Raw genomic sequence first — 24028 nt, 5'->3', positions numbered from 1 at the left:
GATGACAAATGCACAAGCGACACCGGTCCTCGAGCTGACCGGCATCGGCAAGGAGTTCGGCGCGATCCGCGCGCTGCATGATGTCGACATGCACGTCCTCCCCGGCGAGGTCGTCGGCCTGATGGGCGACAACGGCGCGGGCAAGTCGACGCTGGTCAAGATCATCGCCGGTAATTTCCGCCCCAGCCACGGCGAAATCCGCTTCGCCGGCAGCGCGGTTCATTTCAACCGGCCCGTCGATGCCCGCGGCGTCGGCATCGAGGTGGTCTATCAGGACCTTGCGCTCGCCGGCAATCTCACCGCAGCGGCCAACGTCTTTCTCGGCCGCGAGCTGAAGCGCAGGATCGGGCCGTTCGCGTTGCTCGACCACAAGGCGATGGCGGCGCGTGCGCTGGAGCTGTTCGGCGAGCTGCGCTCGGAGACGCGCCCCGACGATCTCGTCAAGCAGATGTCGGGCGGGCAGCGCCAAGCGGTTGCGATCGCGCGGACGCGGCTCTCCAACGCCAAGCTGGTCATGATGGACGAGCCCACGGCCGCGATCTCGGTCCGTCAGGTCGAGCAGGTGCTCGGCCTGATCCACCGGCTGAAGGAGCAGGGCGTTGCCGTGATGCTGATCTCGCATCGCATGCCCGACGTGTTCGCGGTCTGCGATCGCGTCATCGTCATGCGCCGCGGCGAAAAGCGGGCCGACAAGCCCATCCACCAGACCTCCCCCGAGGAAGTCACCGCCCTGATCACCGGCGCGAAGGAGGCGGCGTGATGGCCATGCCCATGGAATCCCCGATCACCTTCTCGAACATCGGCAAGATCCGATGGTGGCAGCGCGGCATCTTCGCCTCGCAGACCGGCTATGTCCTGCTCGCACTCGCCGTGCTGCTGGTGGTCATGCATTTCGCCAGCCCGTACTTCTTCACCGAAGGCAACATGCAGAACGTGGCGAAGAATTTCTCCTTCATCGCCATTGCCACCCTCGGCGTCACCTTCGTGATCATCACCGGCGGCATCGATCTGTCGGTCGGCTCGATGATGTGCTTCTCCGCCATGGTCACCTCGATGGTGATGACCGAGTTGTCGGCGCCCGGTTCGCCGGCGGGCTCCCTGTTCGTGCACATGGCGGCCGACGGCAAGACCGTGCTCGCCAATGTCCCCGGCCTGATCCTGGTGGTCTCGCTTCTCGCCGGCCTCGGCGTCGCGCTGCTCTGCGGCCTCGTCAACGGCTTCTGTATCGCGGTGCTCGGCCTGTCGCCGTTCGTCACCACGCTCGGCATGCTCTCGATCGTGCGCGGGCTCGGCTATGTCGTCTCGAACGGACGCGGCAGCTTTCCAGGTGGGCCGGATGCCGATTATTTCTACGCGCTCACGTCGGGCGACGTGCTCGGCGTGCCGGTGCCATTCATTTATCTGATCGTCCTCGCGCTGGCGATGGCCGTGGTGCTGCACCACAGCTCGTTCGGCCGTCACGTGTTCGCGCTCGGCGGCAACGAGAAGGCGGCCGAACTCACCGGCATCCCGGTCGTGCGGGTGAAGATCGAGGTTTATGTGATCTGCGCGCTCGCCGCAGGCCTCCAGGGCATCATCATCTCCGGCTGGCTTGGGTCGGCGCCGGCCAACATGGCGACGTCCTACGAGCTCAACGTGATCGCTGCGGCCGTCATCGGCGGTGCCAATCTCGCCGGCGGCATCGGTGGTCCACTCGGCGCCATCGTCGGCTGCGTGCTGCTCGAGGTGATCCGCAACGGCCTCGTGCTCGCCCAGGTCAGCTCCTACTGGCAGCAGACGCTGGTGGGCGTGATCATCATCCTGGCCGTATTGGTCGATCGCATCCGCTCGCGGATGATCTGAAACGACGTCGTTCCGGGACGGCAACGAAAATGCCGCCTGTCCACTTCCCGGACGATCTTGAGAGGACAGGCGCCAAAGAAGGGTGGAGGAGACGATGAGGAAATATCTACTTGCCGGCATCGCTGTCGCGATGATGGCTACGCCGGCGTTTGCCGCAAACTACCGGTTCGTGATCGTGCCCAAGGCGATGAACAATCCGTTCTTCGACTTCGCGCGCGACGGCTGCCTGAAGCGTGCCAAGGAGCTCGGCAATATCGAGTGTATCTACAAGGGACCGGTCGAGCACGAGCCGGCGACGCAGGCCCAGATCATCCAGGACTTCGTCACCCAGAAGGTCGATGGCCTCGCCATATCGGTTGCCGACGTCGCGGCGATGACCAAGTCGATCGACGCGGCGACTGCGGCCGGCATCCCCGTCATCACTTTCGACGCCGATGCGCCCGGCGCCAAGCGCATCGCTTATATCGGCACCAACAACAAGGAGTTCGGCGTGGCCCTCGGCAAGCAGCTCCTGAAGCTGCGGCCCGACGGCGGCAAATACGCCATGGTCTCGGGTGGTCCCGGCGCCAAGAACCTCGCCGAACGCGTCGACGGCGTCCGCGAGGCGTTGAAGGGCTCGAAATGGACCGAGGTCGCGGGCTCTCCTACGTTCTGCAACGACGATCCCGCGCTGGCGGTTCAGCAGATGACCGACATGCGCACGGCGACGCCCGATCTCGCCGCGATCGTTCCCATCGGCGGCTGGCCGATGTTCGCCCCCGAAGGCTTCAAGGCCTTCGCCTCCAGGTACAAGAAGGATATCGATTCCGGCAAGTTCACGCTTGTCGTGGCCGATACGCTGAAGATGCAGCTCGAGCTGTTGCGCGATGGCTATGCCAATGCGCTGGTTGGTCAGCGTCCGTTCGAGATGGGCGAGAAGGCGATGGACACGCTGCTCGCCATCAAGAAGGGCGAGAAGGTGCCGGAGATTGTTTATACCGGCCTCGATCTCGTCACCAAGGACAACGTTGCGCAGATGTTGAAGTAGGAGCGTCGCCAGCCCCACGCTCCTGCGTGCCTCTCCCGCTTGCGCTTTTCGCAAGCGGGAGAGATGATTTGGCTGTTGGGGAAGACTCTTGAGGCAATGGGAATGAAAAGGTCGCGGCTCGGCTCTCTCGGTGTCACCTCACTCGGCCTCGGTTCCGCCCCGCTCGGCGGATTGTTCACCCCGGTCAGCGATGCCGATGCGGAGGCGACGATCGCCCGCGCCTGGTCGCTCGGAATCCGCTTCTTCGACACCGCGCCGCTCTACGGCTTTGGCCTCGCGGAGCGACGCCTTGGCGCATTCCTGCGGCAACAGCCCCCTGACTCCTACGCCATCTCGACCAAGGTCGGCCGCCTGCTGCGCGTGCCCGATGGCGCGGCCGCCGAGGACGAGCATTACAAAGGCACGTCGCGGGAGCGGCCGGTGTTCGATTTCAGTTATGACGGCGTGATGCGTTCGGTGGAGGAAAGCCTGGCGCGGCTTGGGCTCGACCGCGTCGATGTCCTGCTCGTGCATGATCCCGACGATCACTATGACGACGCCGTCGCCGGCGCCTTCCGCGCGCTCCAGCGCCTGCGCGCTGAGGGCACCGTCAAGGCGATTGGTGCCGGCATGAACCAGTCGGACATGCTGGTCCGGTTTGCAGAGGCCGTTCCGGTCGACTGCTTCCTGCTCGCCGGCCGCTACACGCTGCTCGACCAGGGCGCGCTGGATGCGCTGTTCCCGGTCTGCGCCGCGAAGAACATCGGCATCCTGCTCGGCGGCATCTACAACAGCGGCATCCTGGCCAATCCGCACACGGGCGCGAAGTTCAACTATCAGGACGCCGATGCGGCACTCGTCGCCCGCGCGCTCGCGCTCGACGAACTCTGCCGCAAGCACGGCACCGAACTGAAAGCCGCCGCGCTGCAGTTTTGCATGGCCCATCCGGAGGTCACGGTCGCCGTGATGGGTGCGCGCAACGCCGCGGAAGTTGCCGACAACATCGCGATGTCGGAGACGGCGGTGCCGGCAGCGTTCTGGCGGGAGCTGCGTGCGCGAAAACTCGTCGACGCCCGCGCGCCATTGCCGGGCGGAGCGTAAGGCATGATCATCGACGCTCACCAGCATTTCTGGGATCCCTCGCGCGCCGACTATCCCTGGATGGACGCGCCCGAGCTCAATCCGATCCGGCGTGCCTTCGGTCCGGCCGATCTCGCGCCGCTCTTGAAAGCCAACGGCATCGACGCGAGCATCCTGGTGCAGTGCCGCTCCGCGCTGGCGGAGACCGAGGAATTCCTGCGGATCGCGCATGCGACGCCCTCGGTGATCGGCGTCGTCGGCTGGGCCGATCTGACCGATGCTGAACTTGGCGAGACGCTGGAGCAGTTGCGGGCTTCGCCCGGCGGCGACAAGCTGGTCGGCATCCGCCACCAGGTCCATGACGAGGCCGACCCGGATTGGTTGTTGCGCGAGGACGTCCAGCGCGGCCTCACGGCCGTGTTCGCGCACGATCTCGCCTACGATTTCCTGGTCCGCACCCGCGAGCTGCCGGCCGCCATCGCAACCGCACAGGCGTTCCCGCAGGCGCGCTTCGTGCTCGACCACGCAGCCAAGCCGCCGATCGCCGATGGCGGAAGCACTGAATGGTCCAGCGGCATCGCGTCACTCGCGGCGTGCGGCAATGTCTGGTGCAAGGTCTCGGGGCTGGCGACAGAAGCGGTTTGGAGCGACTGGAATGCGGAGCGGCTGTTTCCGTTCGTCGCGCACGCCGCAACATGCTTTGGCGAAGATCGCCTGATCTTCGGCTCGGACTGGCCGGTATGTTTGCTCGCGGGCAGCTATGGTGAGATCAAGGGCGCGCTGGAGGCCTGCCTGATGAAGCTCGGGCCGCAGGTGCGGGAGAAGGCGTTCGGCGTGAATGCGAAGGCTGCGTATCGGCTCGCCGTGAGTTGAAGCCGCCAGCGCGCGTCGCTTAGCGTTCCTCCCCAAACACCCGGTCCAGCGCGGCATCGTACGTCGTCTGCACCAGCTCCGGATGCAGCTTCGCCAGCGTCTCCATCATCACGCCGGAATTGATCTCGAGCACACGCCAGACGCCGTCGACCTGCACGAGGTCGATCGAGGCGAAGGTGATGCCGATGGCATTGGCGGCGTTGATGGCGAGCTTTGCGCAGGCTGCGCGTAGATCGCCGTCCTGCATCAGCACGGGCTTTGCACCCGCATCGAGATTGTGCCGCCAATCCGAGCCGCGCTGCTTGCTGTAGACGACGAGTGGCACATCATCGAGCAGGACCACGCGAACTTCATCCTCGATCACGACATAGGGCGAGATCACGAGTCCGGCGCTCATCGAAAAGGCTTCGCCAACCGCATGATCGAGTTCTGTTTCCGTCGTGACCTTGAAGACGGATCGTCCCGACGTCCCCTCGTTCGGCTTCACCACCATGCCTTGCGGATTGTCGCGGAGCAACGCCAGCATTGCCTCTCGCCAGGCGACGCCGACAACCTTCTCGCCCAACTTCGGATTGAGGAACAGGCGATGGGGAATGCAGGGCACGCCCTGGAGCGCGAGCACTTCGGCGGTGGCCGATTTGTCGTTGGCCAGTCGGTGCGCGATGGCGCTGTTGAGGCCGATGTCGTAGCCGAACGCGAAGCGGCGTTGCTCGCCCCCGCGCATCGCGAGCAGCCAGCCATCGGCGCGGACTTCAAGCGCGATGCCATGGGTGGCGCAATAGCGCTTGATCGCTTGGACGAAGATCCGCTCGCCGCTCGCCATGTGTCTCAGTCGCCCGTCCCAGTCGCCAGTTCCAGTCGTTGTTGGCACTAAAAGCCGCAAAAGTGCGGGAAACGGCGCCAAGGGGAGGTGAAATCAGAGCTATTCTTAATGAAATTCTCGCGAGCGCCACGGAAATTAAGTGCTGTATTCGAGCCTCGGAGGGAAAAGAAATTGCCCTCCGCCCGCGCCGGACAGCAGATCCATTAATGATGCGACCATTTCCGCCGCAAATGCCGGTTTGACCGGCATCAATTGCATCCGGAACGAGGTTGATTATTGGTCTCAATGGCGTAGATCACACACGCGAAATCCTCCGCCATGGCAATGGTGTCCGCTCCGCTTTCAGGGGCCGGGCAACGCTTTTGCCCTAAAACCGCAATTATTCGGAATATCGAAAATCATGAGCGCGTTTTACCGAGAGAAGGTTCTTTCCGTCCAGCACTGGACCGACACCCTGTTCAGCTTTCGCGCGACCCGCGATTCCGGCTTCCGCTTCCAGAACGGCCAGTTCGCGATGATCGGCCTCGAGGTTGAGGGTCGCCCGCTGCTCCGCGCCTACAGCATGGCCAGCGCCAATCACGAGGAAGAGCTCGAGTTCTTCTCGATCAAGGTTCAGGACGGCCCGCTGACGTCGCGTCTCCAGAAGATCAAGGAAGGCGACACGATCCTGGTCGGCCGCAAGGCGACCGGCACGCTGATCACCGACAACCTCATCCCCGGCAAGCGGCTGATGCTGCTCTCGACCGGCACGGGCCTGGCGCCCTTCGCCAGCCTGATCAAGGACCCTGAGGTTTACGACCAATTCGACAGCATCGTGCTGGTGCATGGCTGCCGTCAGGTCTCCGAGCTCGCCTATGGCGAGAAGCTCGTCGCCGGTCTTCGCGAGGACGAACTATTCGGCGAGTTGCTCGCGGACAAGCTGATCTACTATCCGACCGTGACCCGCGAGCCGTTCAAGAACCGCGGTCGCATCACCGACCTCATCAGCTCCGAGCAGATCTTCAACGACATCGGCCAGGGCCCGCTCGACATCGCGACCGACCGCATCATGATGTGCGGCAGCCCGGCGATGCTCGAAGAGCTGAAACTGATGTTCGAGGGCCGCGATTTCGTCGAGGGCTCCGGCAACAAGCCCGGCCATTTCGTGATCGAAAAGGCGTTCGTCGAGCGCTAGGCCCTCTCGGTGTCGTCCTGGCAAACGCCAGGACGATTGCCTGGGTAAAGCGCCTTTGACCGGTTAATGCCCGTCCCTCCCGAGCTCTGCTGCACCGCAGCAGCCCGCCCGTTGGGCTGATTGATTTGTCCCCGCCGAATTCGCTAGCGTGAAACAACCGCCGCGTCATATCCGTATGACAGGCGCGGGCGTATCGTACCGCCTCATGCTGGCGAGAGGGTGGGAATCGTGGCCGACGAGAATAAGACGCAGGAATCGCCCAACTTATCGGCCAAACGGCTGCCGCTGGCGGAAGAGGGGATCATGGAAACCCTGCTGCTGCCATTCTCCCCACGGTTCATCGTCCTGACGATCTGCGCGGTGGTCACCGCGCTGCTGATCGGCATCGGCATCGCCGACCGCAAGATCTTCGACATCCTGCTGGTCCCGATCCTGATCTTCGGCGCGCTGACGGCTCTTGGCGTCCGCGACCTCATGCAGAAGGGCCACGCCGTTCTGCGCAACTACCCGATCTCGGCGCATATCCGTTTTTTGCTCGAAGAGATACGCCCGGAGATGCGGCAGTATTTTTTCGAGAGCGAGAAGGACGGCATGCCGTTCTCGCGCGACATCCGTGCGGTGGTCTATCAGCGCGCCAAGATGCAGCTCGACAAGCGTCCGTTCGGCACGCAAGAGGACGTCTACCGCGAGGGCTATGAGTGGATGCATCACTCGGTCTCGCCGAAGACGCATGCCGAGGAGAAATTCCGCGTCACCATCGGCGGGCCGGATTGCGCCAAGCCCTATTCGGCTTCGGTGTTCAACATTTCCGCGATGAGTTTTGGCGCGCTCAGCCCGAACGCCGTGCGCGCGCTGAACGCCGGCGCCAAGAAGGGCGGCTTCGCGCACGACACCGGCGAGGGCGGCTTCAGCCCCTATCACGCGGAGATGGGCGGCGACATCATCTGGGAGATCGGTTCGGGTTATTTCGGCTGCCGTCATCTCGACGGCGCCTTCGATCCCGAAGCCTTCGCGCGCGTCGCGAGCCAGGACCAGATCAAGATGGTCGAGCTCAAGGTCAGCCAGGGCGCCAAGCCCGGTCATGGCGGCGTGCTGCCGGCGGCAAAGGTGTCGGAAGAGATTTCAAAGATCCGCGGCGTCGCGATGGGTGAGGATTGCATCTCGCCGGCTTCGCATCGCGCCTTCTCCACGCCTGTCGGCATGATGCAGTTCATCGGCGAGATGCGAAAGCTCTCCGGCGGCAAGCCGACCGGCTTCAAGCTGTGCATCGGCCATCCCTGGGAATTTTTGGCGATCTGCAAGGCGATGATCGAGACCGGTATCTATCCCGACTTCATCGTCGTCGACGGCAACGAGGGCGGCACCGGCGCCGCGCCGCTGGAGTTCATGGACCATCTGGGCATGCCGATGCGGGAGGGCGTCAGTTTCGTTCACAACGCGCTGATCGGCATCAACGCGCGCGACCGCATCAAGATCGGCGCCTCCGGCAAGATCGCCACCGCCTTCGACATGGCGCGCGCCATGGCGATCGGCGCGGATTACTGCAATTCGGCGCGCGGCTTCATGTTCTCGCTCGGCTGCATCCAGTCGCTGAGCTGCCACACCGACCGCTGCCCGACCGGCGTCGCGACGCAGGACCCGACGCGGGCGCGCGCGCTCTATGTGCCGCTCAAGATCGACCGCGTGCACAATTATCACCTTGCGACCCTGCACTCGCTGACCGAGCTGATCGCTGCGGCCGGTCTTGAACATCCGCAGCAGTTGCGCCCGATCCACTTCTCCCAGCGCACCTCGACCACGGACGTGAAATCCTTCGCGCAGCTTTATCCTTCGCTGCGTCCGGGCGAGTTGCTCGAAGGCACCGAAGACCCGCGCTTCCGCGATGCCTGGCGGATGGCGCGGACCGAGACGTTCCAGCCGGCGCTGTAGGCGCCGGTCCACTTGCAAGGCCGCCGGGCCCACGCGAGAGGATCGCGACCAGGGCTGCGTTTAACGTTTAGTTCAACTTTGGGTGTAGATTGTCGCCATGGATGAGCGGCGCGACAAGGCAAGGCATCGCGTGCTGAAGGCCGGAACGATCGAGTTCGGCGGCGGCGGCGCGATCGACTGCACCGTCCGCAACCTGTCCGATACCGGCGCCGCTCTCGACGTCAGCAGTCCCGTCGGCATTCCCGACCATTTCAGCCTGTTCGTCCAGGCGGATGGAACACATCTCGCCTGCACCGTGATCTGGCGCAAGGAAAAGCGGATCGGGGTGAGGTTCGGGTGAGGGCTTGAGTTTGGCGCAAGCTCTAACCGCAAACTCCGCCGTCGTCCCGGACAAGCGCCAGCGCAGATCCGGGACCCATACTGCGTGATCCGTCGATCATGTGCAGAAAGCAGTACCGCGCAACTACCAGTCTTCGCCAAACTCAATCCTGTGGCTATGGGTCCCGGATCTGCGCTCCGCTTCGCTGCGCTTGTCCGGGACGACGAGAGTGGATCACCCCGTTTCTACTTCGCTCCGCCGGCTCGCGAGAATCTTGTCGATCCTCCGTCCGTCGAGGTCGACCACCTCGATGTGCCAGTCGCCGAAGTCGAAGGCGTCGCCGACATCAGGCAGCACGTTGAACTGTTGCAGCACGAGGCCAGCGACCGTGTTGTAACGGTGCGGCGGCAGTTCGATGCCGAGCAGCTCGCCGAATTCGTCGACCGGCATCCAGCCTGAGACCAGCAGCGAATCGTCCGCGCGCTTGACGTAGGCCGGTTCCGGCGGGCCTTCCTCGGAATGGAAGGCGCCGACGATCGATTCCAGAATGTCGGCCGTCGTCACGATGCCTTCGAAGGCGCCGTATTCGTCGTAGACGAGGCCGACATGCACCGGCGCAGCCTTCAGGATCGCCAGTACGTCGCGGGCATCGGCCGACGCGGGAATGCCGGGCGCCTCGCGAACCAGCACGCGCAAATCCGGCGTGCGCTCGTTCATGAAAGCGACCAGCAGGTCCTTGGCCTGGAGCACGCCGATCGGCTTGTCGCGGTCGCCGTCGGACACGGGAAAGCGTGAATGCGGACTCTTGGCGATGATTGCTTGAATGCTCTCCGGCGTATCGTTCAGGTCGATCTCGTTGACCTCCGTGCGCGGCGTCATGATCGCGCCGACCGGCCGGTCGCCGAGCCGCATCACGCCCGCGATCATCTCCTTTTCGCCCGACTCGAGCACGCCCGCGGTTTCGGCCTCGCTGACGAGATGATGGATCTCGTCTTCCGACACCTTCTCTTCAGACTTGCCGCCCTGGCCGAGCAGCGTGAGGATCAGTTTGCCGGAGAGATCGAGCAGGAAGACCAGCGGCAGCGAGACCTTCGCAAGCACGTGCATCGCGGGTGCAACCCTGACCGCGATGCTCTCGGGGTCACGCAGCGCCACCTGCTTCGGCACCAGCTCGCCCACGATCAGCGTGGCGTAGGTGATGAGCGTGACGACCAGGCCCACCCCGACGATATCGGCAATTCCTGCGGACAGGCCGAGCTCGAGCAGCCATTGCGTCAGCCGCTGTCCGAGCGTCGCGCCCGAGAACGCGCCGGAGAGCACGCCGACCAGCGTGATCCCGATCTGCACCGTCGAGAGGAATTTGCCGGGATCGGCCGCGAGCGTCAGCGCCCGCTCGGCGCCGCGGACGCCCTTTGCGGCGAGCATCGACAGCCGGGCCGGGCGTGACGAGACCACGGCCAGCTCGGACATGGACAGCAAGCCGTTGATGACGATCAGGACGACAACGATGGCGAGTTCGGCGGAGAGCATTGATGTTCCGAGGTAAGGGAGTGTGGCGCGGATAGCGGCACAGGCCTTGATATAGGTATTTGAGGAAGAAATGCCGATGATTCTGTCGCATCCGTCACCGCGAAGGAACTTCGGCGACACTGTCCGGAAGGCACTCGAAGCTCAACACCCCGCGGAACTACGGGCATGCCGTTGCTTAACGGGCTCTTAGCGCCAACCGGCTAAGTTTTCGGCATTTGCAGGAATGTATTCGGGGGATCAGATGCGGATCGGGAAGCTCTTTGCGCTGTCGATGCTGACGGTGACGGTGTTTGCAGTCATCCTTGGCGCCGAGGTGCTGATACCCCAGACGCGCATCTTCGCGAACCGCTCCGACGCGATCAAGACGGTCGACGCCTTTGGTGCGACCCTGATGGTCAGTCAGCACATTGCCAGCCTTCGTGCCCCCTACATTTCCCCGATCTTCCAAGAGAACGCTGCGACGCAGGTCCAGATCGAAGCTGCCGCGAAGGCGGCGAAAGCGGTCGATGCCGCATTCGAGGGGGCAAGGCGCGCCATCATCGTGCTGGATGATGCCGGACCGATGATCGAAAACCTGGACCGTACCGCGCGGCGGCTCAAGGATATCACCACGGCGGCAGATCGCGCGATGAGCGTTCCGCTGGCGACACGCGACAGCGCTGCGACCAAGGGCTTCCTGCCGGGCGTTGCCGAGGTCATCGGCAATATCGAGCCGATCATGAACCGGCTCGAAGCCAAGGTCATCAATGCCGATTCCTCGCTTGCGGCGCTGTTGGGCCTGGCGCGAACGGCGCAGGATCTGCGCGTCTCGGCCGGCAGTCGCGCCGCCTCGCTGTCGCCCGCGCTGAGCGCACGCCGACCGCTCACGGCGGCTGAATTTTCGCTGATGGATCGGATGCAGGGACGTGTCGAGGCCGACCGCGAGCGCATCGAGGCCGGTATCGACCAGCTGGGAAGCCCGCCCCGCATCGCCACCGCGCTGAAAGCGGCGATCGATTCTTATTTTGGGAAAGCAGCCGCTGCTGTGGACAAGGAGATGCCTGCGGCACGTGGTGACGGCAAGTACGGCATCAACGCCGAAGAGCTGGCCACGGTCATTGTGCCCGCCATCCAGATGTTCTACGGCGTGCGCGATGCCGCGCTCGCGGAAGCTGCCGAGCGCGCCTCGGCCGCGCGCGACGGCGCGCTGGCGATGCTCGCGCTTGCGAGCGTGGCGGTGCTGGCGCTGCTGGGCACACTCGGTGGCGTGACCATGATGCTGCGCAGGCGCGTGGTGACGCCGCTCAGCCGGCTCGCGGACGTGATCGCAACGCTTGCCGCCGGACAGCACGAGGTCGAGATTCCCGTGACGGGCCGCAACGACGAGATCAGCCAGGTGGCGGGCTCCCTCCAGCACTTCAAGGACTCGCTCTCCGCCAAGAAGGCCGCCGACGAGGCCGCCGCGGTGGAAGCCGAGGCGAAACTCCAGCGCAGCCAGCGCATGGACCAGATCGCGCGCGATTTCGAAGCGCTGATCGGCGACGTCATCAACACCGTGTCGTCCGCATCGTCGGAGCTGGAAGTGTCGGCGGGAACGCTGACGAGCACCGCCGATCAATCGGAAAAGGTCACCGCGACCGTCGCGGCCGCCTCCGAGCAGGCCTCCAGCAACGTGCAGACCGTTGCCGCGGCCGCGGAAGAAATGGCCTCCTCGGTCGACGAGATCGGCCGGCAGGTCCAGGATTCCGCGCGGGTGGCCAGCGAAGCGGTGCAACAGGCTGCGCGGACCAACGACTATGTCGGCGAGCTCGCCAAGGCTGCCGGCCGGATCGGCGACGTGGTCGAGCTCATCAGCCAGATCGCGGGGCAGACCAATCTTCTGGCGCTCAATGCAACAATCGAGGCGGCGCGCGCCGGCGAGGCCGGGCGCGGCTTCGCCGTGGTCGCCTCCGAGGTCAAGGCGCTGGCCGAGCAGACCGCCAAGGCCACCGGCGAGATCAGCCAGCAGATCACGGGAATCCAGAGCGCAACGGAGGATTCCGTCGGCGCCATCAAATCGATCAGCGACACCATCACCCGCATGTCCGAGATCGCATCGGCGATCGCCTCCGCGGTCGAGGAGCAGGGCGCGGCGACGCGGGAGATTTCCCGCAACGTCCAGCAGGCGGCGCGCGGCACCCAACAGGTCTCCGCCAGCATCGTCGACGTGCAGCGCGGCGCGAGCCAGACCGGATCGGCCTCCTCCACCGTGCTCGCGTCAGCGAGGTCGCTGTCCGGCGAGAGCAGCCGCCTCAAGGTCGAGGTCGGAAAATTCCTGGACGCGATCCGGGCCGCGTAACATTGTCATTGTCGAAGGGAGCGGCTTCACCTAGGCTTGCAGCCTTGGGGGGTCGCAGCCTCCCCGTGAAGTGGTGATCCCACGCAAGCGCTGCTCGCTGATGTTTGGAGCGAGCAATGGACGGGATCACGATCGACCTTACCCTTTTCCTGACAGCCACCTTCGCCGGCGCGTTCGTCGCCGGCCTCTCCGGCTTTGCCTTCGGCCTGGTGGCGGCGTCGCTGTGGCTCTATGTGCTGACGCCGGTTCAGAGCGCCGCACTGATCGTCGGTTTCGGCCTTCTGGTGCAAGGCTACTCGGTCTGGAAGTTGCGCGCGGCGCTCGACTGGCGGCGGTTGTGGCCGTTCGTGCTCGGCGCCGTCCTTGGCGTGCCGGTCGGCGTGTCGCTTCTGACTCGGGCCGACCCGAACAGCGTCCGCATTGCTGTTGGAACGATTCTGATCGCCTACAGCCTCTATGCGTTTTTCCGGCCGCAGCTTAAGGTCGCGACCGTCGTTCCGCGCGCCGCCGACATGTCGATTGGTTTTGTCAACGGCCTGCTCGGCGGGCTGACCGGCCTTGCCGGCATCATCGTCACCATCTGGTGCAATCTGCGCGGCCTGCCCAAGGAGGTCCAGCGCGCCACGTTCCAGCCCGTCGCGGTCGTGGTGTTCGCCATGGCGGCGCTGCTGCTGGGCGCCAAGGGGGCGCTCACGCTCGACACCGCAAAGCTGTTCGTGCTCGGCCTGCCGTTCCTGTTTGGCGGGACGTGGCTCGGGCTGAAGCTGTTCGGCCGGATCGATGAGGCCATGTTCCGCAAGATCGTGCTCGCGCTGCTGTTCGTCTCCGGCGTCGCGCTGCTGTTCTGAGCGCGCTCAGAACTCGCCGTGCAACCGTCCTGAGAACACGGACACCGGGCCGCGATCGGCGTTGTAGGCGGGATTGACGATCAGCTGGTAGTCGGCAGTGAAGGTCAGCGCCTTGTTCAGGGCGTAGGCGTAATAGGTTTCCAGCACGCGTTCCCTGCGGTAGTTGAGCTGGCCGTCGCCGATCAGCGGACCGAGACCGCCGGCGGCGATGAAGTCGCGATGGTCCTGCGACAGGCCGTTGATCGCGCCCGCAATGGCGACGACGTCGTCGGGCCGGCCCCATTTCGCTCCCTTCACCGAGACACCGCCGGACAGGCTGCGGTCGATGTCGGTGAAGGCCATGATCTCGTTGCGGCCATCGTTCCAGCTCCAGCGGCCGAACATGCCGAAGTCGTCAGTGATCGCCTGTTCGACATTCAAAGCGTAGCCGTATTTGAGACGGCCGCGGCGGGTCTGGCTGATGTCGAGATTGAGCAGCGGATTGTCCAGCGTCTCGCGATAGCTGCCGGAGAAAGCGCTGTTGACGAAGCCGAGTATGCGCAGCTTGCCGGGCTGGCCGAACAGCGAATAGCGCGTCTCGAGCTCCGCGACGTATTCGCCGCGGCGGCCGATATTCATGTCGAAATTGCTCGAGTTGGACTGCGCGTCCATCAGGAAATAGCCGGCGCGTAGCGCCCATTGCTTCTGATTCAATTCGGCCGTTGCGCCATAGCCGAGGCCGAGCTTGTCGGCGGCGTAGTCGAAGGCGCCGGATGCCCAGATCGACCAGTTCATGAAATCCTTGCGCGGGTCGTGAGCATAGGAATTGCCGTCGAAGACGTCGACCACGGAGAGCTTTCCGACCTGCAAAGTCAGACGCGACACGTCGGCCTTGCCGGCAAGCTGAAACTGGCCGCTGGCAAGCTCCTCTTGCTCGCCGCCGAAGCCAAAGGTGTGGCGCACGAACAATCGCGAGGCGTTGAAGTGCGGATAGGGAAAGCCGGACTTCTGCGCCTCGCCGTTGGGAAAGCCGGCAGCGCCCGTCGTGTTGTTGAAACCAAAGCCCTGCAGCAGCTCGGGATTGAAGTAGACCTCGCCGCCGTCCCACAGCCGCGCATTCAGATAGAGCGAGTTGCTCCAGGTCTGCTGGAAATCCGGCGATGGGAGCAGGCTGTTCGGTCCGGTATAGGGCGCGTGGAACGCGGGGTAGCCCTGCCCCAGTACGGTCGACTGTCCGTGAATCTCCCAGCGGCTGGACTCGGTGTCCGTCACATCCGACTTCGGGTTGTAGGTCGGCAGGCCCGGCCAGTCGATCTTGCGATTGAGGCCGATCCGCAGGCTCTGGAAATCCATCGAGGACGAATATTGCGCGCCCGAGGGGAAGGTGACGTGGGCGTTCTCGAACTTGCTGTAGAGATATTCCAGCCGAGCGCTCCAGTGCGGCGCGAAGGCATATTCGACGCCGCCGCCGGCGGTCCAGCCGAACCGCGTGTTCAACACTTTCTCCTCAGTGCCGCCTGTCGGTGTCGAGAGAAAGCGCTCGCCGGCAAAAGCGGCGCCGCCGGTCGCGTAGAACAGAAAGGCGCCGGTGGTGTAACCGAGCCGCGCGCGCAGGCTCGCGACATAGTCCCAACGTTCCTCCGCGCTCGACAGCGCGGTCACAGCCGACGACACCACATGGTTGGAAGGCAGATAGTTCGGAAAGGAGATGTCGCCTTCGACGCCGAGCAGGAAGCCCGAATTGAGCCGCCAATTGTAGCCGGCCTGCACGCCGCCGGTCGCGCCGGTGAACACATGATTGTCGGTCGCGGCCGTGGGATCGGCCAGCGTGGCCGAGGACGTGCCGCGGGTGAAACCGGCATGCGCGCCGATATAGAGGCCGGTCCAGTCATAGACCGCCTTCAAGGCCGGTGCCTTCAGCGGCAGATCGGCCGCGCGGCTGGTGGCCGGAAAAGACAATACGCCCGAGGCAATCGCCGCGGCCGTCCGCATATACCTGTAACGGTGACCCCTCAACGTCAAAACGCACGCCCCCAAACGCGAATGTGTCCACTCGCCGCACTATCCCTGCCGATTCGCGGCGACCCTGTCATCAGGATTAGGTGCTCCGCGATCGGTCGAGATGATCTCGATGCGGCGCGATATCTTCCCAAGCCCCTGAGCCTGTTGCGAACCTTATTGCTATTAATTCGCAATAGCAACTAGTGCGAATTGCCGCAGGGGATAGTTCGCACCGCTGTGTGACGGGGCTGCAACAAATCCCCAGATGCAAAAACAGTTGACCCCGCCCGGGGGGACATCCGGGCGGGGTCGGGGGCACGACACGGGGTGGATGAGGCGCCCGTGTCGGACGCAGGATCCACGTGAGATCGGCCTCAGGGACTCAAATCAAAAGCAGGTACGCACGCGGCCAACGTACTGGCCAAAGGCATTGTACTGGGCGGCCCAGCCGCAGCGGTGATAGCCGTTGTAATAAGGGTCGTTGCTGGCGGCGATCGCGGAGCCGACGACGGCGGCGGTGGCGATGCCCAGGCCGACACCGACGCCCCAGCCGAGCGGCTTGGCTTGCGCCTGCGAGGTGGTGGCGACGACGCTGCCGGTCAGGGTGAGCGCGGTGAGGGCAACTGCAAAAATCTTGGTCTTGATCGACATGTGAAACTCCATCCGGGTTGAGGCGGTCCGTTGTGGCCCGCGTACCGAGTTGGACGGAGGCTCCGCGCGTCCGGTTCGAAACCGGCAAAAGCGGAGGTCGAGGCTGGCTTCTTCTCGAATGATTCCAGGAGGATAGACGTTAGCCGAGCGGGCCTTTGGCGAGCCTGTTCACGTCGAAGTTATCAACCTCGGCAAGCAGCTCGCAAAAAGCGCGGGCGCCCTGGTCGATCAGTTGCTCGCCTTTCGCGGCCACGGCCAGTGTCGCATTGCCGATAGCGCCGCTTGGGTTGAGATCCTGCGCCTGCCAGGCGAACGGTGCGGGTCGCTGTGTCGACAGCCAGCGATATTGCTGCTCCATCGCGATGCTGCTCGCGGGAAAATCCGCGATCGCATCACCGCGCACCCGATCGGGATAGCGCGCCAGCATGATCGAGGTCTCGACGGCGCCGCCGTGGATGCCGTGGCGTACTTCGTCGGCCGGGAACAGCTGGTCCGCGCCCGACAGTCGCGACCACGACGTCGTCACCACGAACAGCTTCTGATGCGCGCGAAGATCCTGCGCGATCAGCATCATTGCCGCGCTGTTGCCGCCATGGCTGGTGACGATGACGAGCTTCTTCGATCCGCGGCGCGCGATGTCTTCGCCAATCGCGGTCCATTTTTTCAACGCGATGTCGGTCGGCAGCGTCTGCGTGCCCGGATAGTCGATATGCTCGGTGGAAATCCCGATCGGTTCAACGGGCAGGAAAGTGGCCGGAGCGCTCTCGGGCAGGAGCTCGCGCACCCGCGCGAGATAGGCGTCCGCGATCAGCACGTCGGTCTCGAGCGGCAGATGCGGGCCGTGCTGTTCAGTGGCCGCCAGCGGCAGCACTGCGATCCAGCGCGAAACCTCGGCGGGGCTGGAATCGGCCCAGCGGATCTCGGTCCAGTCGCGGGAAGGCGTCATCAAGGTTTCTTTGCCCGAATTTGTCGCGTAATTTGGGGTATCAGGGGACGCGGGCCAGGCCGGCTCGCGTCCCTGAATGTCTTGCGGTTTTATCGCGTTGCTTGGACATCGGCTAGAAGCGATCGACGGAGTCCCATCATGAGCCCCTCTCATCTGCGGCGAGCCTTAATGGCGGGCCTGATGGCCGCTTTCGTCTCGGTCGTTCCGGCGCGCGCCGAAACCCTGGACAAGGTCATGTTCGGCACCAATTGGGTCGCCGAGGCCGAGCATGGCGGCTTTTTCCAGGCCGTCGCCGACGGCACTTACAAGAAATACGGCCTCGACGTCACCATCGTCCCCGGCGGGCCCAACGAGAACAACCGGATGCTGCTGATCGCCGGCAAGATCGATTTCTTCATGGCCGCGAACACGCTGATGTCGTTCGACGCGGTCGCCAACAACGTCCCGGTCGTCACGATCGCCGCGGTGTTCCAGAAGGATCCGCAGGTGATGCTGACGCAGCCCGATGCCAAGGTCGCCAAGATCGAGGACCTCAAGCCGCTGACACTGTTCGTCTCCAAGGAGGGCATGACCAGCTATTTCCAGTGGCTGAAATCCGAATACGGTTTCAGCGAGAAGAACGTTCGCCCCTACAATTTCAATCCGCAGCCCTTCATCGCCAATCCCAAGAGCGCGATGCAGGGTTACGTCACCTCCGAGCCCTTCGCCGTCGAGAAAGCCGCCGGCTTCAAGCCCAACGTGCTGCTGCTCGCCGATTACGGCTTCAACACCTATTCGACCCTGATCGAGAGCCGCCGCGACGTGGTCGAGAAGAAACCCGACCTGGTGCAGCGCTTCGTCGATGCCTCCATGGTCGGCTGGTACAATTACATCTACCGCGACAATTCCGCGGGCAACGCCATGATCAAGAAGCTCAATCCGGAGATGACCGACGAGCTGCTCGCCTATTCCGTCGCCAAGATGAAGGAATACGGCATCGTCGATTCCGGCGATTCGCTGAAGAACGGCATCGGCGCGATGAGCGACGAGCGCTACACCTCCTTCTTCAACAAGATGGTGAAGGCCGGCGTGGTGAAGGCAGACCTCGATTTCCGCAAATCCTATACGCTGCGCTTCGTCAACAAGGGCGTTGGCGCCGAGCTGCGCCCGAACAAGCCGTAGCGCAAGGTCGATGTCATCAGTCAAAATTTCGGCGGCGGGCGATGCTGGCCTGACGGCCCTGGCTGTGAGCCTGCGCGGCGTGACGAAGACCTACGACAACGGCGTGCTGGCGCTCGGCCCGCTCGATCTTGCGGTGCGCAAGGGCGAGTTCATTTCGCTGCTGGGACCGTCAGGTTGCGGCAAATCCACCGCGCTGCGGCTGATCGCCGAACTCAGCGCGCCATCGTCCGGAATCGTGCGGCTGGCGCGTCGCGAGGGCGGACCCCAGCCAGGACTTGTTCAACCAGGTCATGGCATCGGCTTCGTGTTTCAGGAACCGACCCTGATGCCCTGGACGAGCGTGCGCGAAAACGTGCGATTGCCGCTGAAGCTTGCACGCGTTCCTAAGGCGGAAGCGCGCGGGCGTGCCGATGAGGCGCTGGCCAGCGTCGGGCTTGCCGATTTCGCCGACGCCTTTCCCCGCGAGCTCTCCGGCGGCATGAAGATGCGGGTGTCGCTGGCGCGCGCGCTCGTCACCGACCCTGATATCCTCCTGATGGATGAGCCCTTCGCGGCGCTCGACGAAATCACGCGCTTCCGCCTCAATGACGATTTGCTCGCGCTGTGGCGCAGGCTTGGCAAGACCGTCATCTTCGTCACGCATTCGGTGTTCGAATCCGTCTATCTGTCGCAGCGCGTGGTGGTCATGACGGCGCGGCCGGGCCGCATCCAGGCCGACTTCCGCATCGAAACGGTCGAGCCGCGCGGCGAGGAGTTTCGCACGTCAGTCGCCTATTCCGATTATTGCCGGAAAGTGTCAGCGGCGCTGGCGCCGTCCTATGCAGGGCAGTCGACGCTATGAACGCGCCAGCTTCCGTCCCTGCGAAGCCGTCCGGCGCAAAACGCGCGGTGCGCTTCGTGCTGCCCGTCATCGTGTTCGCGGCGGGACTCCTTGCCTGGGAGCTCGTGGTCCGCATCAAGGACATCCCGCCTTACGTGCTGCCGGCGCCCTCCGTCATTTTGCTGACACTGATCAAGGATTGGGCGGTGCTGTCGCAATCGCTCGCCGCGACGCTGCTGACCACGCTTGAAGGGTTTGTCGCGGCCAGCATCGGCGGCATTGCGCTGGCGCTGCTGTTCAACCAGTCCAAATGGGTCGAAGCTTCGCTGTTCCCCTATGCCGTGGTGCTTCAGGTCACGCCTGTCATCGCGATCGCGCCGCTGCTGCTGATCTATCTGGAACAGCAGACCGCGATCGTGGTCTGCGCCTTCATCGTCGCCTTCTTCCCGGTGCTGTCCAACACCACGCTCGGGCTCAATTCGGTCGATCGCAACCTCGCCGGCCTGTTCCAGCTCTATGGCGCCTCGCCACAGCAGACCCTGCGCTTTCTCAAGCTGCCCGCGGCGCTGCCTTACATTCTCGGCGGCCTGCGCATTGCCGGCGGCCTTTCGCTGATCGGCGCGGTCGTGGCCGAGATCGCGGCCGGAACGGCCGGCGCCGGCTCCGGGCTCGCCTACAGGATCGCAGAATCCGGCTACCGCTTGAACATACCCCGCATGTTCGCAGCGCTGCTGCTGTTGTCGCTGGCCGGGATTGTCATCTATGGGGTGCTGGCGCTAGTTTCCCACCTCGTTTTACGGCGCTGGCACGAGAGCGCGCTTGGAAAGGACAACTGATGACCACCGGTTCGATTTCGTCCGAAAAGATCGACCTCCTGATTTATGGGCCGGTCCGGCCGATCCTCGAGAACGGGTTTTCCGATCATTTCGTCGTGCACAAGGCGGAGACGCGGGGCGATCTCGAGCGGCTGACGCCGGCGATTCGCGAGAAGATCCGCGGCGTGGCGGTGACCTATCACACCGTGCGCGCCGACCGGCATTCGCTGTCGCAGCTGCCGAAGATCGAGATGGTGGCGAGCTTCGGCGTCGGCTACGACCACGTCGATGCCAAATACGCAGCCGAGCACAACATCATCGTCACCAACACGCCAGACGTGCTGACCGAGGAGGTCGCCGACGTCGCGATGGGCCTTCTGATCTCCACGGTACGTGAGTTCATCAAGGCCGACCGTTATGTGCGCTCCGGTCTCTGGCAGACCCAGAATTATCCGCTCAGCGTCGGCTCGCTGCGCGACCGCAAGGTCGGCATCGTCGGCATGGGCCGGATCGGACAGGCGATCGCGCGCCGGCTCGATGCCTCGCTGGTGCCGGTGGTCTATCACACCCGCAATCCGTCCAAGGACGTCGCCTACAAGCACTACCCCGACCTGATCGAGATGGCGAAGGCGGTGGACACGCTGATGGTGATCGTGCCCGGTGGCGCCAGCACCAACAAGATGATCAATGCCGAGGTGCTGAAGGCGCTCGGCCCGCGCGGTGTGCTGGTGAACGTCGCGCGCGGCTCGGTGATCGACGAACCGGCGCTGGTCCAGGCGCTCAAGTCCGGCACCATCCTTGCCGCCGGCCTCGACGTGTTCGCGGCCGAGCCGAGCGTGCCGGACGAGCTCAAGACCATGCAGAACGTCGTGTTGCTGCCGCATATCGGCTCGGCCTCGGTGGTGACGCGCAACGCGATGGATCAGCTCGTGGTCGACAATCTCAAGTCCTGGTTCTCAGGCAAGGCGCCGTTGACGCCGGTTGCGGAAACGCCGTTCAAGGGGCGCTGATGAGAGTTCTTCGGGTCGTTGCATTCGGCGTGGCGGCCTGCTTGGCCGCGATCGGCATCGCGCAGGCGCAGGATACGACGACCCTGAAGAAGGAAATGCCCGGGCAGTGGGAGCTCTCGACCACCGAGCGCAGCAAGACCTGCGTCGTCACGCTCAAGGCCGACGCTGCGGCGCAAGGCTTCAAGCTCGAGCTGGAGCCAGCCTGCAAGGCCGCGCTGCCTTTCACCAAGGACATCGTCGCCTGGAGCGTCAGGGGCCTCGACATCGTCCGCTTGCAGGATGCGAGCGGTGAAGCCGTGATCGACTTCACCGAGGTCGAGGCCGGCATCTTCGAGGGCCTGCGGCAAGGCGAGGGCGTCTACATCCTGCAAGACCTCGCCGCCGCCCGCTCGATGGCGAAGTCGATGGACCAGATGATCGGCGACTGGTCGATCGTGCGCGGCAACGGTCAACCGGTCTGCGGGCTGACGCTGACCAACACGGAAGCCGGCCCGGACAATTTCCAGGTCTTCCTCAAGCCGAAATGCGACGCGGTCATCGCGCAGTTCAACCCGACGCAATGGCGGCTCGAGCGCGGCCAGATCATCCTGCTGTCGAAGGCCGGCGAGGCCTGGCAGTTCGAGGCCGACGACAACGCGCAATGGCGGCGCGTCCCCGACACCGCCGATCCCCTGATCATGCTGCGGCAGTAGGCGCCGCGAAACGCGACCTCATCCTGAGGGCCCGCCCTAAGGCGGGCGTCTCGGAGGATGGCCGCAGGCTACGTCGTCGGCTTGGGCGGCGGCGCGGTGCCCTGGGCCCACTTCTCCATCTTGCCGAGAACGCCCCACGCCGTGAGCGCCAGCGAGATCGGCATCGCGAATTGGCCGAGGCCCGGCACCGCCGACACGAGCGTCCCGAGCAACCCCGCGAGTCCTCCTGCATTGGGGCTCGCCGTCACCGACGAGAGCAGCGCCGTGATCAGTGAGCCGCCGATGCCGAGCGCAGTCTTCTTGCCGTCGAGCATCTTGCCGATGGTCTCGCCGAGCGCGCCATTGACCTGGCCGAGGACGGGCTTGCCGTCCCGGTTAAGCAAGGTGCCGAGCAGGTCGACGACCTGCTTCAACTGATCGACCGGGGCGGAACTGGTCTGAGTGAGGGGTCCTGGCATCGGGGCTGTCTTGTTGACGAGGGAAAAGAGCCGTTCGAACAGGCTGATCGGATCCGTGGTGGCGGGCAGCGTGTTGCCCGATGTCGTCGTTGCCGGCGTGGTCGTTGCCGGGGTCGCAGCGCCTACGGGTGGCCGCAGCAATTGCGCGAGATCCTCCAGCCGCTTCATGATCCGGGACATATCGCCGGTCGCTCCGGTGGGGCCCGGCTGCGCCGCGCGCGTGAGGGCGGCGACCGTGGCGCCGTCGAGAAGTCCGGTATCCCTCAGGCCGTTCTGCTGCTGAAACTGCGAGACCGCGGTTCTGGTCTTCGGTCCGCTGATGCCGTCCTCGGCGAGCGGCGGATTGGCGCCGAGCTTGTTGAGCGCCTGCTGCATGAGAACGATCGTCGATGCCGCGTCGTCCTCCGGTTCGACGCGGCTCGCGAATTGCGGGCTGCCGTCGAGGGTGATCGAGGAATCCAGCGACATCATCGCATGCAGGATCACCGCGGTGCCGAGCTGGGAATCGACATGACCCGAATCGAACACATGATCGCGGACGAATTTGCCGGCCCTTGCCTCGGGCGGGCCATACAGCGTCGAACCGCCATAGAGATAGGGCGAATTGCAGCCCTTGGCGTGATAGCCGAAGCCGTTGAACGCTTCGAGCCGGAACAAAATCCGCGCGATCCCCCAATCGTGAGCGCCGATGAAATTCTCGATCCTGAAGGCGTCCACGGCGCCGTCCACGAACGTGGCAAACGGACCGCGCCCTTTCGGAACGAGGGTCGTCGCGCGATGAAGCGTCTCGCCGTTGCCGAGATAGGTGTCGAAATCGAAATTGGACTCGCGGTAGTGGCAGAGGGCAGCGAAATGCCAGGGGACGCCGGTCAACCGCTCGATTTGCTGATAGGTCGCCTTGCCGTTGATGGCCTTGCGTGCGACCGCGTTCGCGTCGGAGAGGCGCGAAGGCCGGATCTCGAGATTGGTCCAATTCTGCTCGTATTCGCTTTTCAGACTCTCGAATGAAATCATTTCCCGCTCCTGCAATGAAGAAATTTTTCGCAACCGCGTGTCAGTCGAAGTGAACCAGGTGCCGTGATCAGGGCGTGAGGCTAGCGTGATCTCCCGCAAGTCTGGCAGGCCGCCGGCGCGGTGCGTGTGAAGTGGGTTACAGCTTCGCCGGGAAAATGAGCGGCAGGATGGGAATCCGGGCGGCCGGCGGCGAGGGAACCGGCAGGGCCGCTGTCCCGTTAGCGACGCGAGACAGTCTGGCCAAGGAGTCCAGCATGACCACGCGCGTCCTCGCGATCGGCATCGAACCCGGCAACGCGGACTACAGCGCATTCCCGCAGCTCACGCCGGAGCTCGTGCGCAACTATATTGATGCGCAGCTGCTGCGCCTGCGCGATCTCGGTTACGAGGTCACGAGTTGCCTGATCGATCTCGATGCCGCGGCGGAAGCCGCCGTCTCGGCGGCGTTGCGCGAGGAGAATTTCGACTGCATCGTGATCGGCGCGGGGCTGCGCGAGCCTAGGGAGCGCCTGCTGCTGTTCGAGAAGGTGCTCAACCTCGTCCATCGCCTGGCGCCCGACGCCGCGATCTGCTTCAACACCACGCCAGCCGACACCGCCGAGGCCGTGCAGCGCTGGGTCGATGCATGAGATGAAGCGGCCGGCCCCGCGCGGCGCACGTGCATGGTCTGAGCCGCCTTCGAGCCGAGCCTCCGACGCCATCGCGCGAAGTGCCGGGTCCCGGCATGGTGATTTGTCTGG

Annotated in this window: 22 protein-coding genes; 16 read left to right on the top strand and 6 right to left on the bottom strand. The window is 64.4% G+C overall.

Features of this window, described 5'->3' with window-relative positions; translation table 11 throughout:
* The first annotated feature begins 1 nt into the window (after window position 1).
* The 5 genes from BRA1417_RS0102170 (at window position 2) to BRA1417_RS0102150 (ending at window position 4801) form a co-directional block, all read left to right on the top strand.
* Window positions 2–760 carry an ATP-binding cassette domain-containing protein gene (locus tag BRA1417_RS0102170; RefSeq protein WP_027514402.1) on the top strand — a complete coding sequence of 253 codons (759 nt, stop codon included), beginning with the start codon at window positions 2–4 and terminating at the stop codon, window positions 758–760.
* Window positions 760–1842, top strand: a complete 1083-nt coding sequence (locus tag BRA1417_RS0102165) for an ABC transporter permease (protein WP_027514401.1) — start codon at window positions 760–762, stop codon at window positions 1840–1842. The genes BRA1417_RS0102170 and BRA1417_RS0102165 overlap by 1 nt, the downstream gene beginning before the upstream one ends.
* Before the next feature lie 94 nt (window positions 1843–1936).
* Complete coding sequence (locus tag BRA1417_RS0102160) at window positions 1937–2869, top strand: sugar-binding protein (RefSeq protein WP_027514400.1); 933 nt, start codon at window positions 1937–1939, stop codon at window positions 2867–2869.
* Between the two features lie 102 nt (window positions 2870–2971).
* On the top strand, window positions 2972–3949 hold the full coding sequence (locus BRA1417_RS0102155) for an aldo/keto reductase (protein WP_027514399.1): 978 nt from the start codon (window positions 2972–2974) through the stop codon (window positions 3947–3949).
* 3 nt (window positions 3950–3952) lie between these two features.
* Complete coding sequence (locus BRA1417_RS0102150; protein WP_027514398.1) at window positions 3953–4801, top strand: amidohydrolase; 849 nt, start codon at window positions 3953–3955, stop codon at window positions 4799–4801.
* Between the two features lie 19 nt (window positions 4802–4820).
* Here the strand turns inward: BRA1417_RS0102150 and BRA1417_RS0102145 are convergent, their stop codons facing one another.
* On the bottom strand, window positions 4821–5624 hold the full coding sequence (locus tag BRA1417_RS0102145) for a RimK family alpha-L-glutamate ligase (protein ID WP_027514397.1): 804 nt from the start codon (window positions 5622–5624) through the stop codon (window positions 4821–4823).
* A gap of 400 nt (window positions 5625–6024) precedes the next feature.
* Here BRA1417_RS0102145 and BRA1417_RS0102140 point away from each other — a divergent pair, with 400 nt between their 5' ends.
* The 3 genes from BRA1417_RS0102140 (at window position 6025) to BRA1417_RS0102130 (ending at window position 9067) form a co-directional block, all read left to right on the top strand.
* A complete protein-coding gene (locus BRA1417_RS0102140) occupies window positions 6025–6798 on the top strand; it encodes a ferredoxin--NADP reductase (protein WP_007597827.1) in 774 nt (257 codons plus the stop codon).
* 228 nt (window positions 6799–7026) lie between these two features.
* Window positions 7027–8727: an FMN-binding glutamate synthase family protein gene (locus BRA1417_RS0102135; RefSeq protein WP_027514396.1), complete on the top strand. Its 1701-nt coding sequence runs from the start codon at window positions 7027–7029 to the stop codon at window positions 8725–8727.
* 97 nt (window positions 8728–8824) lie between these two features.
* A complete protein-coding gene (locus tag BRA1417_RS0102130; protein ID WP_027514395.1) occupies window positions 8825–9067 on the top strand; it encodes a PilZ domain-containing protein in 243 nt (80 codons plus the stop codon).
* A 213-nt stretch (window positions 9068–9280) separates the two neighbouring features.
* Here BRA1417_RS0102130 and BRA1417_RS0102125 read toward each other — a convergent pair whose 3' ends face one another.
* Window positions 9281–10576 (bottom strand): hemolysin family protein, encoded by a 1296-nt coding sequence (locus BRA1417_RS0102125; RefSeq protein WP_027514394.1) that lies wholly within the window; start codon window positions 10574–10576, stop codon window positions 9281–9283.
* Window positions 10577–10817: 241 nt separating this feature from the next.
* Here BRA1417_RS0102125 and BRA1417_RS0102120 point away from each other — a divergent pair, with 241 nt between their 5' ends.
* Together BRA1417_RS0102120 and BRA1417_RS0102115 are read left to right on the top strand one after the other, a co-directional pair.
* Window positions 10818–12893, top strand: a complete 2076-nt coding sequence (locus tag BRA1417_RS0102120; protein ID WP_027514393.1) for a methyl-accepting chemotaxis protein — start codon at window positions 10818–10820, stop codon at window positions 12891–12893.
* A gap of 116 nt (window positions 12894–13009) precedes the next feature.
* A complete protein-coding gene (locus tag BRA1417_RS0102115; protein ID WP_027514392.1) occupies window positions 13010–13741 on the top strand; it encodes a sulfite exporter TauE/SafE family protein in 732 nt (243 codons plus the stop codon).
* Window positions 13742–13747: 6 nt separating this feature from the next.
* Here BRA1417_RS0102115 and BRA1417_RS0102110 read toward each other — a convergent pair whose 3' ends face one another.
* The 3 genes from BRA1417_RS0102110 to BRA1417_RS0102100 form a co-directional block, all read right to left on the bottom strand.
* Window positions 13748–15712 carry a carbohydrate porin gene (locus tag BRA1417_RS0102110; RefSeq protein ID WP_027514391.1) on the bottom strand — a complete coding sequence of 655 codons (1965 nt, stop codon included), beginning with the start codon at window positions 15710–15712 and terminating at the stop codon, window positions 13748–13750.
* A 396-nt stretch (window positions 15713–16108) separates the two neighbouring features.
* Complete coding sequence (locus tag BRA1417_RS0102105; RefSeq protein WP_007597808.1) at window positions 16109–16372, bottom strand: hypothetical protein; 264 nt, start codon at window positions 16370–16372, stop codon at window positions 16109–16111.
* Between the two features lie 139 nt (window positions 16373–16511).
* A complete protein-coding gene (locus tag BRA1417_RS0102100) occupies window positions 16512–17318 on the bottom strand; it encodes a creatininase family protein (protein ID WP_027514390.1) in 807 nt (268 codons plus the stop codon).
* 138 nt (window positions 17319–17456) lie between these two features.
* Between BRA1417_RS0102100 and BRA1417_RS0102095 the strand changes: the two genes are divergently transcribed.
* From BRA1417_RS0102095 to BRA1417_RS0102075, 5 genes are read left to right on the top strand one after another with little or no spacing between them, the layout of a single operon-like run.
* On the top strand, window positions 17457–18479 hold the full coding sequence (locus BRA1417_RS0102095; protein ID WP_027514389.1) for an ABC transporter substrate-binding protein: 1023 nt from the start codon (window positions 17457–17459) through the stop codon (window positions 18477–18479).
* Between the two features lie 10 nt (window positions 18480–18489).
* Window positions 18490–19320, top strand: a complete 831-nt coding sequence (locus BRA1417_RS0102090) for an ABC transporter ATP-binding protein (protein WP_027514388.1) — start codon at window positions 18490–18492, stop codon at window positions 19318–19320.
* Window positions 19317–20135 (top strand): ABC transporter permease, encoded by an 819-nt coding sequence (locus tag BRA1417_RS0102085; RefSeq protein WP_027514387.1) that lies wholly within the window; start codon window positions 19317–19319, stop codon window positions 20133–20135. Before BRA1417_RS0102090 ends, BRA1417_RS0102085 begins: the two co-directional genes overlap by 4 nt.
* Complete coding sequence (locus tag BRA1417_RS0102080) at window positions 20135–21124, top strand: 2-hydroxyacid dehydrogenase (protein ID WP_027514386.1); 990 nt, start codon at window positions 20135–20137, stop codon at window positions 21122–21124. Before BRA1417_RS0102085 ends, BRA1417_RS0102080 begins: the two co-directional genes overlap by 1 nt.
* Window positions 21124–21816 carry an AprI/Inh family metalloprotease inhibitor gene (locus BRA1417_RS0102075; protein WP_027514385.1) on the top strand — a complete coding sequence of 231 codons (693 nt, stop codon included), beginning with the start codon at window positions 21124–21126 and terminating at the stop codon, window positions 21814–21816. The genes BRA1417_RS0102080 and BRA1417_RS0102075 overlap by 1 nt, the downstream gene beginning before the upstream one ends.
* Window positions 21817–21884: 68 nt before the next feature.
* On the opposite strand, the gene BRA1417_RS0102070 is transcribed toward BRA1417_RS0102075, so the two are convergent.
* Window positions 21885–23288, bottom strand: a complete 1404-nt coding sequence (locus tag BRA1417_RS0102070; protein ID WP_027514384.1) for a peptidoglycan-binding protein — start codon at window positions 23286–23288, stop codon at window positions 21885–21887.
* A gap of 254 nt (window positions 23289–23542) precedes the next feature.
* On the opposite strand from BRA1417_RS0102070, the gene BRA1417_RS0102065 reads away from it, so the two are divergent.
* Window positions 23543–23917: a hypothetical protein gene (locus tag BRA1417_RS0102065; RefSeq protein ID WP_027514383.1), complete on the top strand. Its 375-nt coding sequence runs from the start codon at window positions 23543–23545 to the stop codon at window positions 23915–23917.
* The last annotated feature ends 111 nt before the right edge of the window (window positions 23918–24028 follow it).

Origin of the sequence: Bradyrhizobium sp. WSM1417 (assembly GCF_000515415.1) — a bacterium.
Lineage (GTDB): Bacteria > Pseudomonadota > Alphaproteobacteria > Rhizobiales > Xanthobacteraceae > Bradyrhizobium.
The sequence above is the reverse complement of the archived record's forward strand: the minus strand, read 5'-3'. Positions and strand labels throughout refer to the sequence as shown.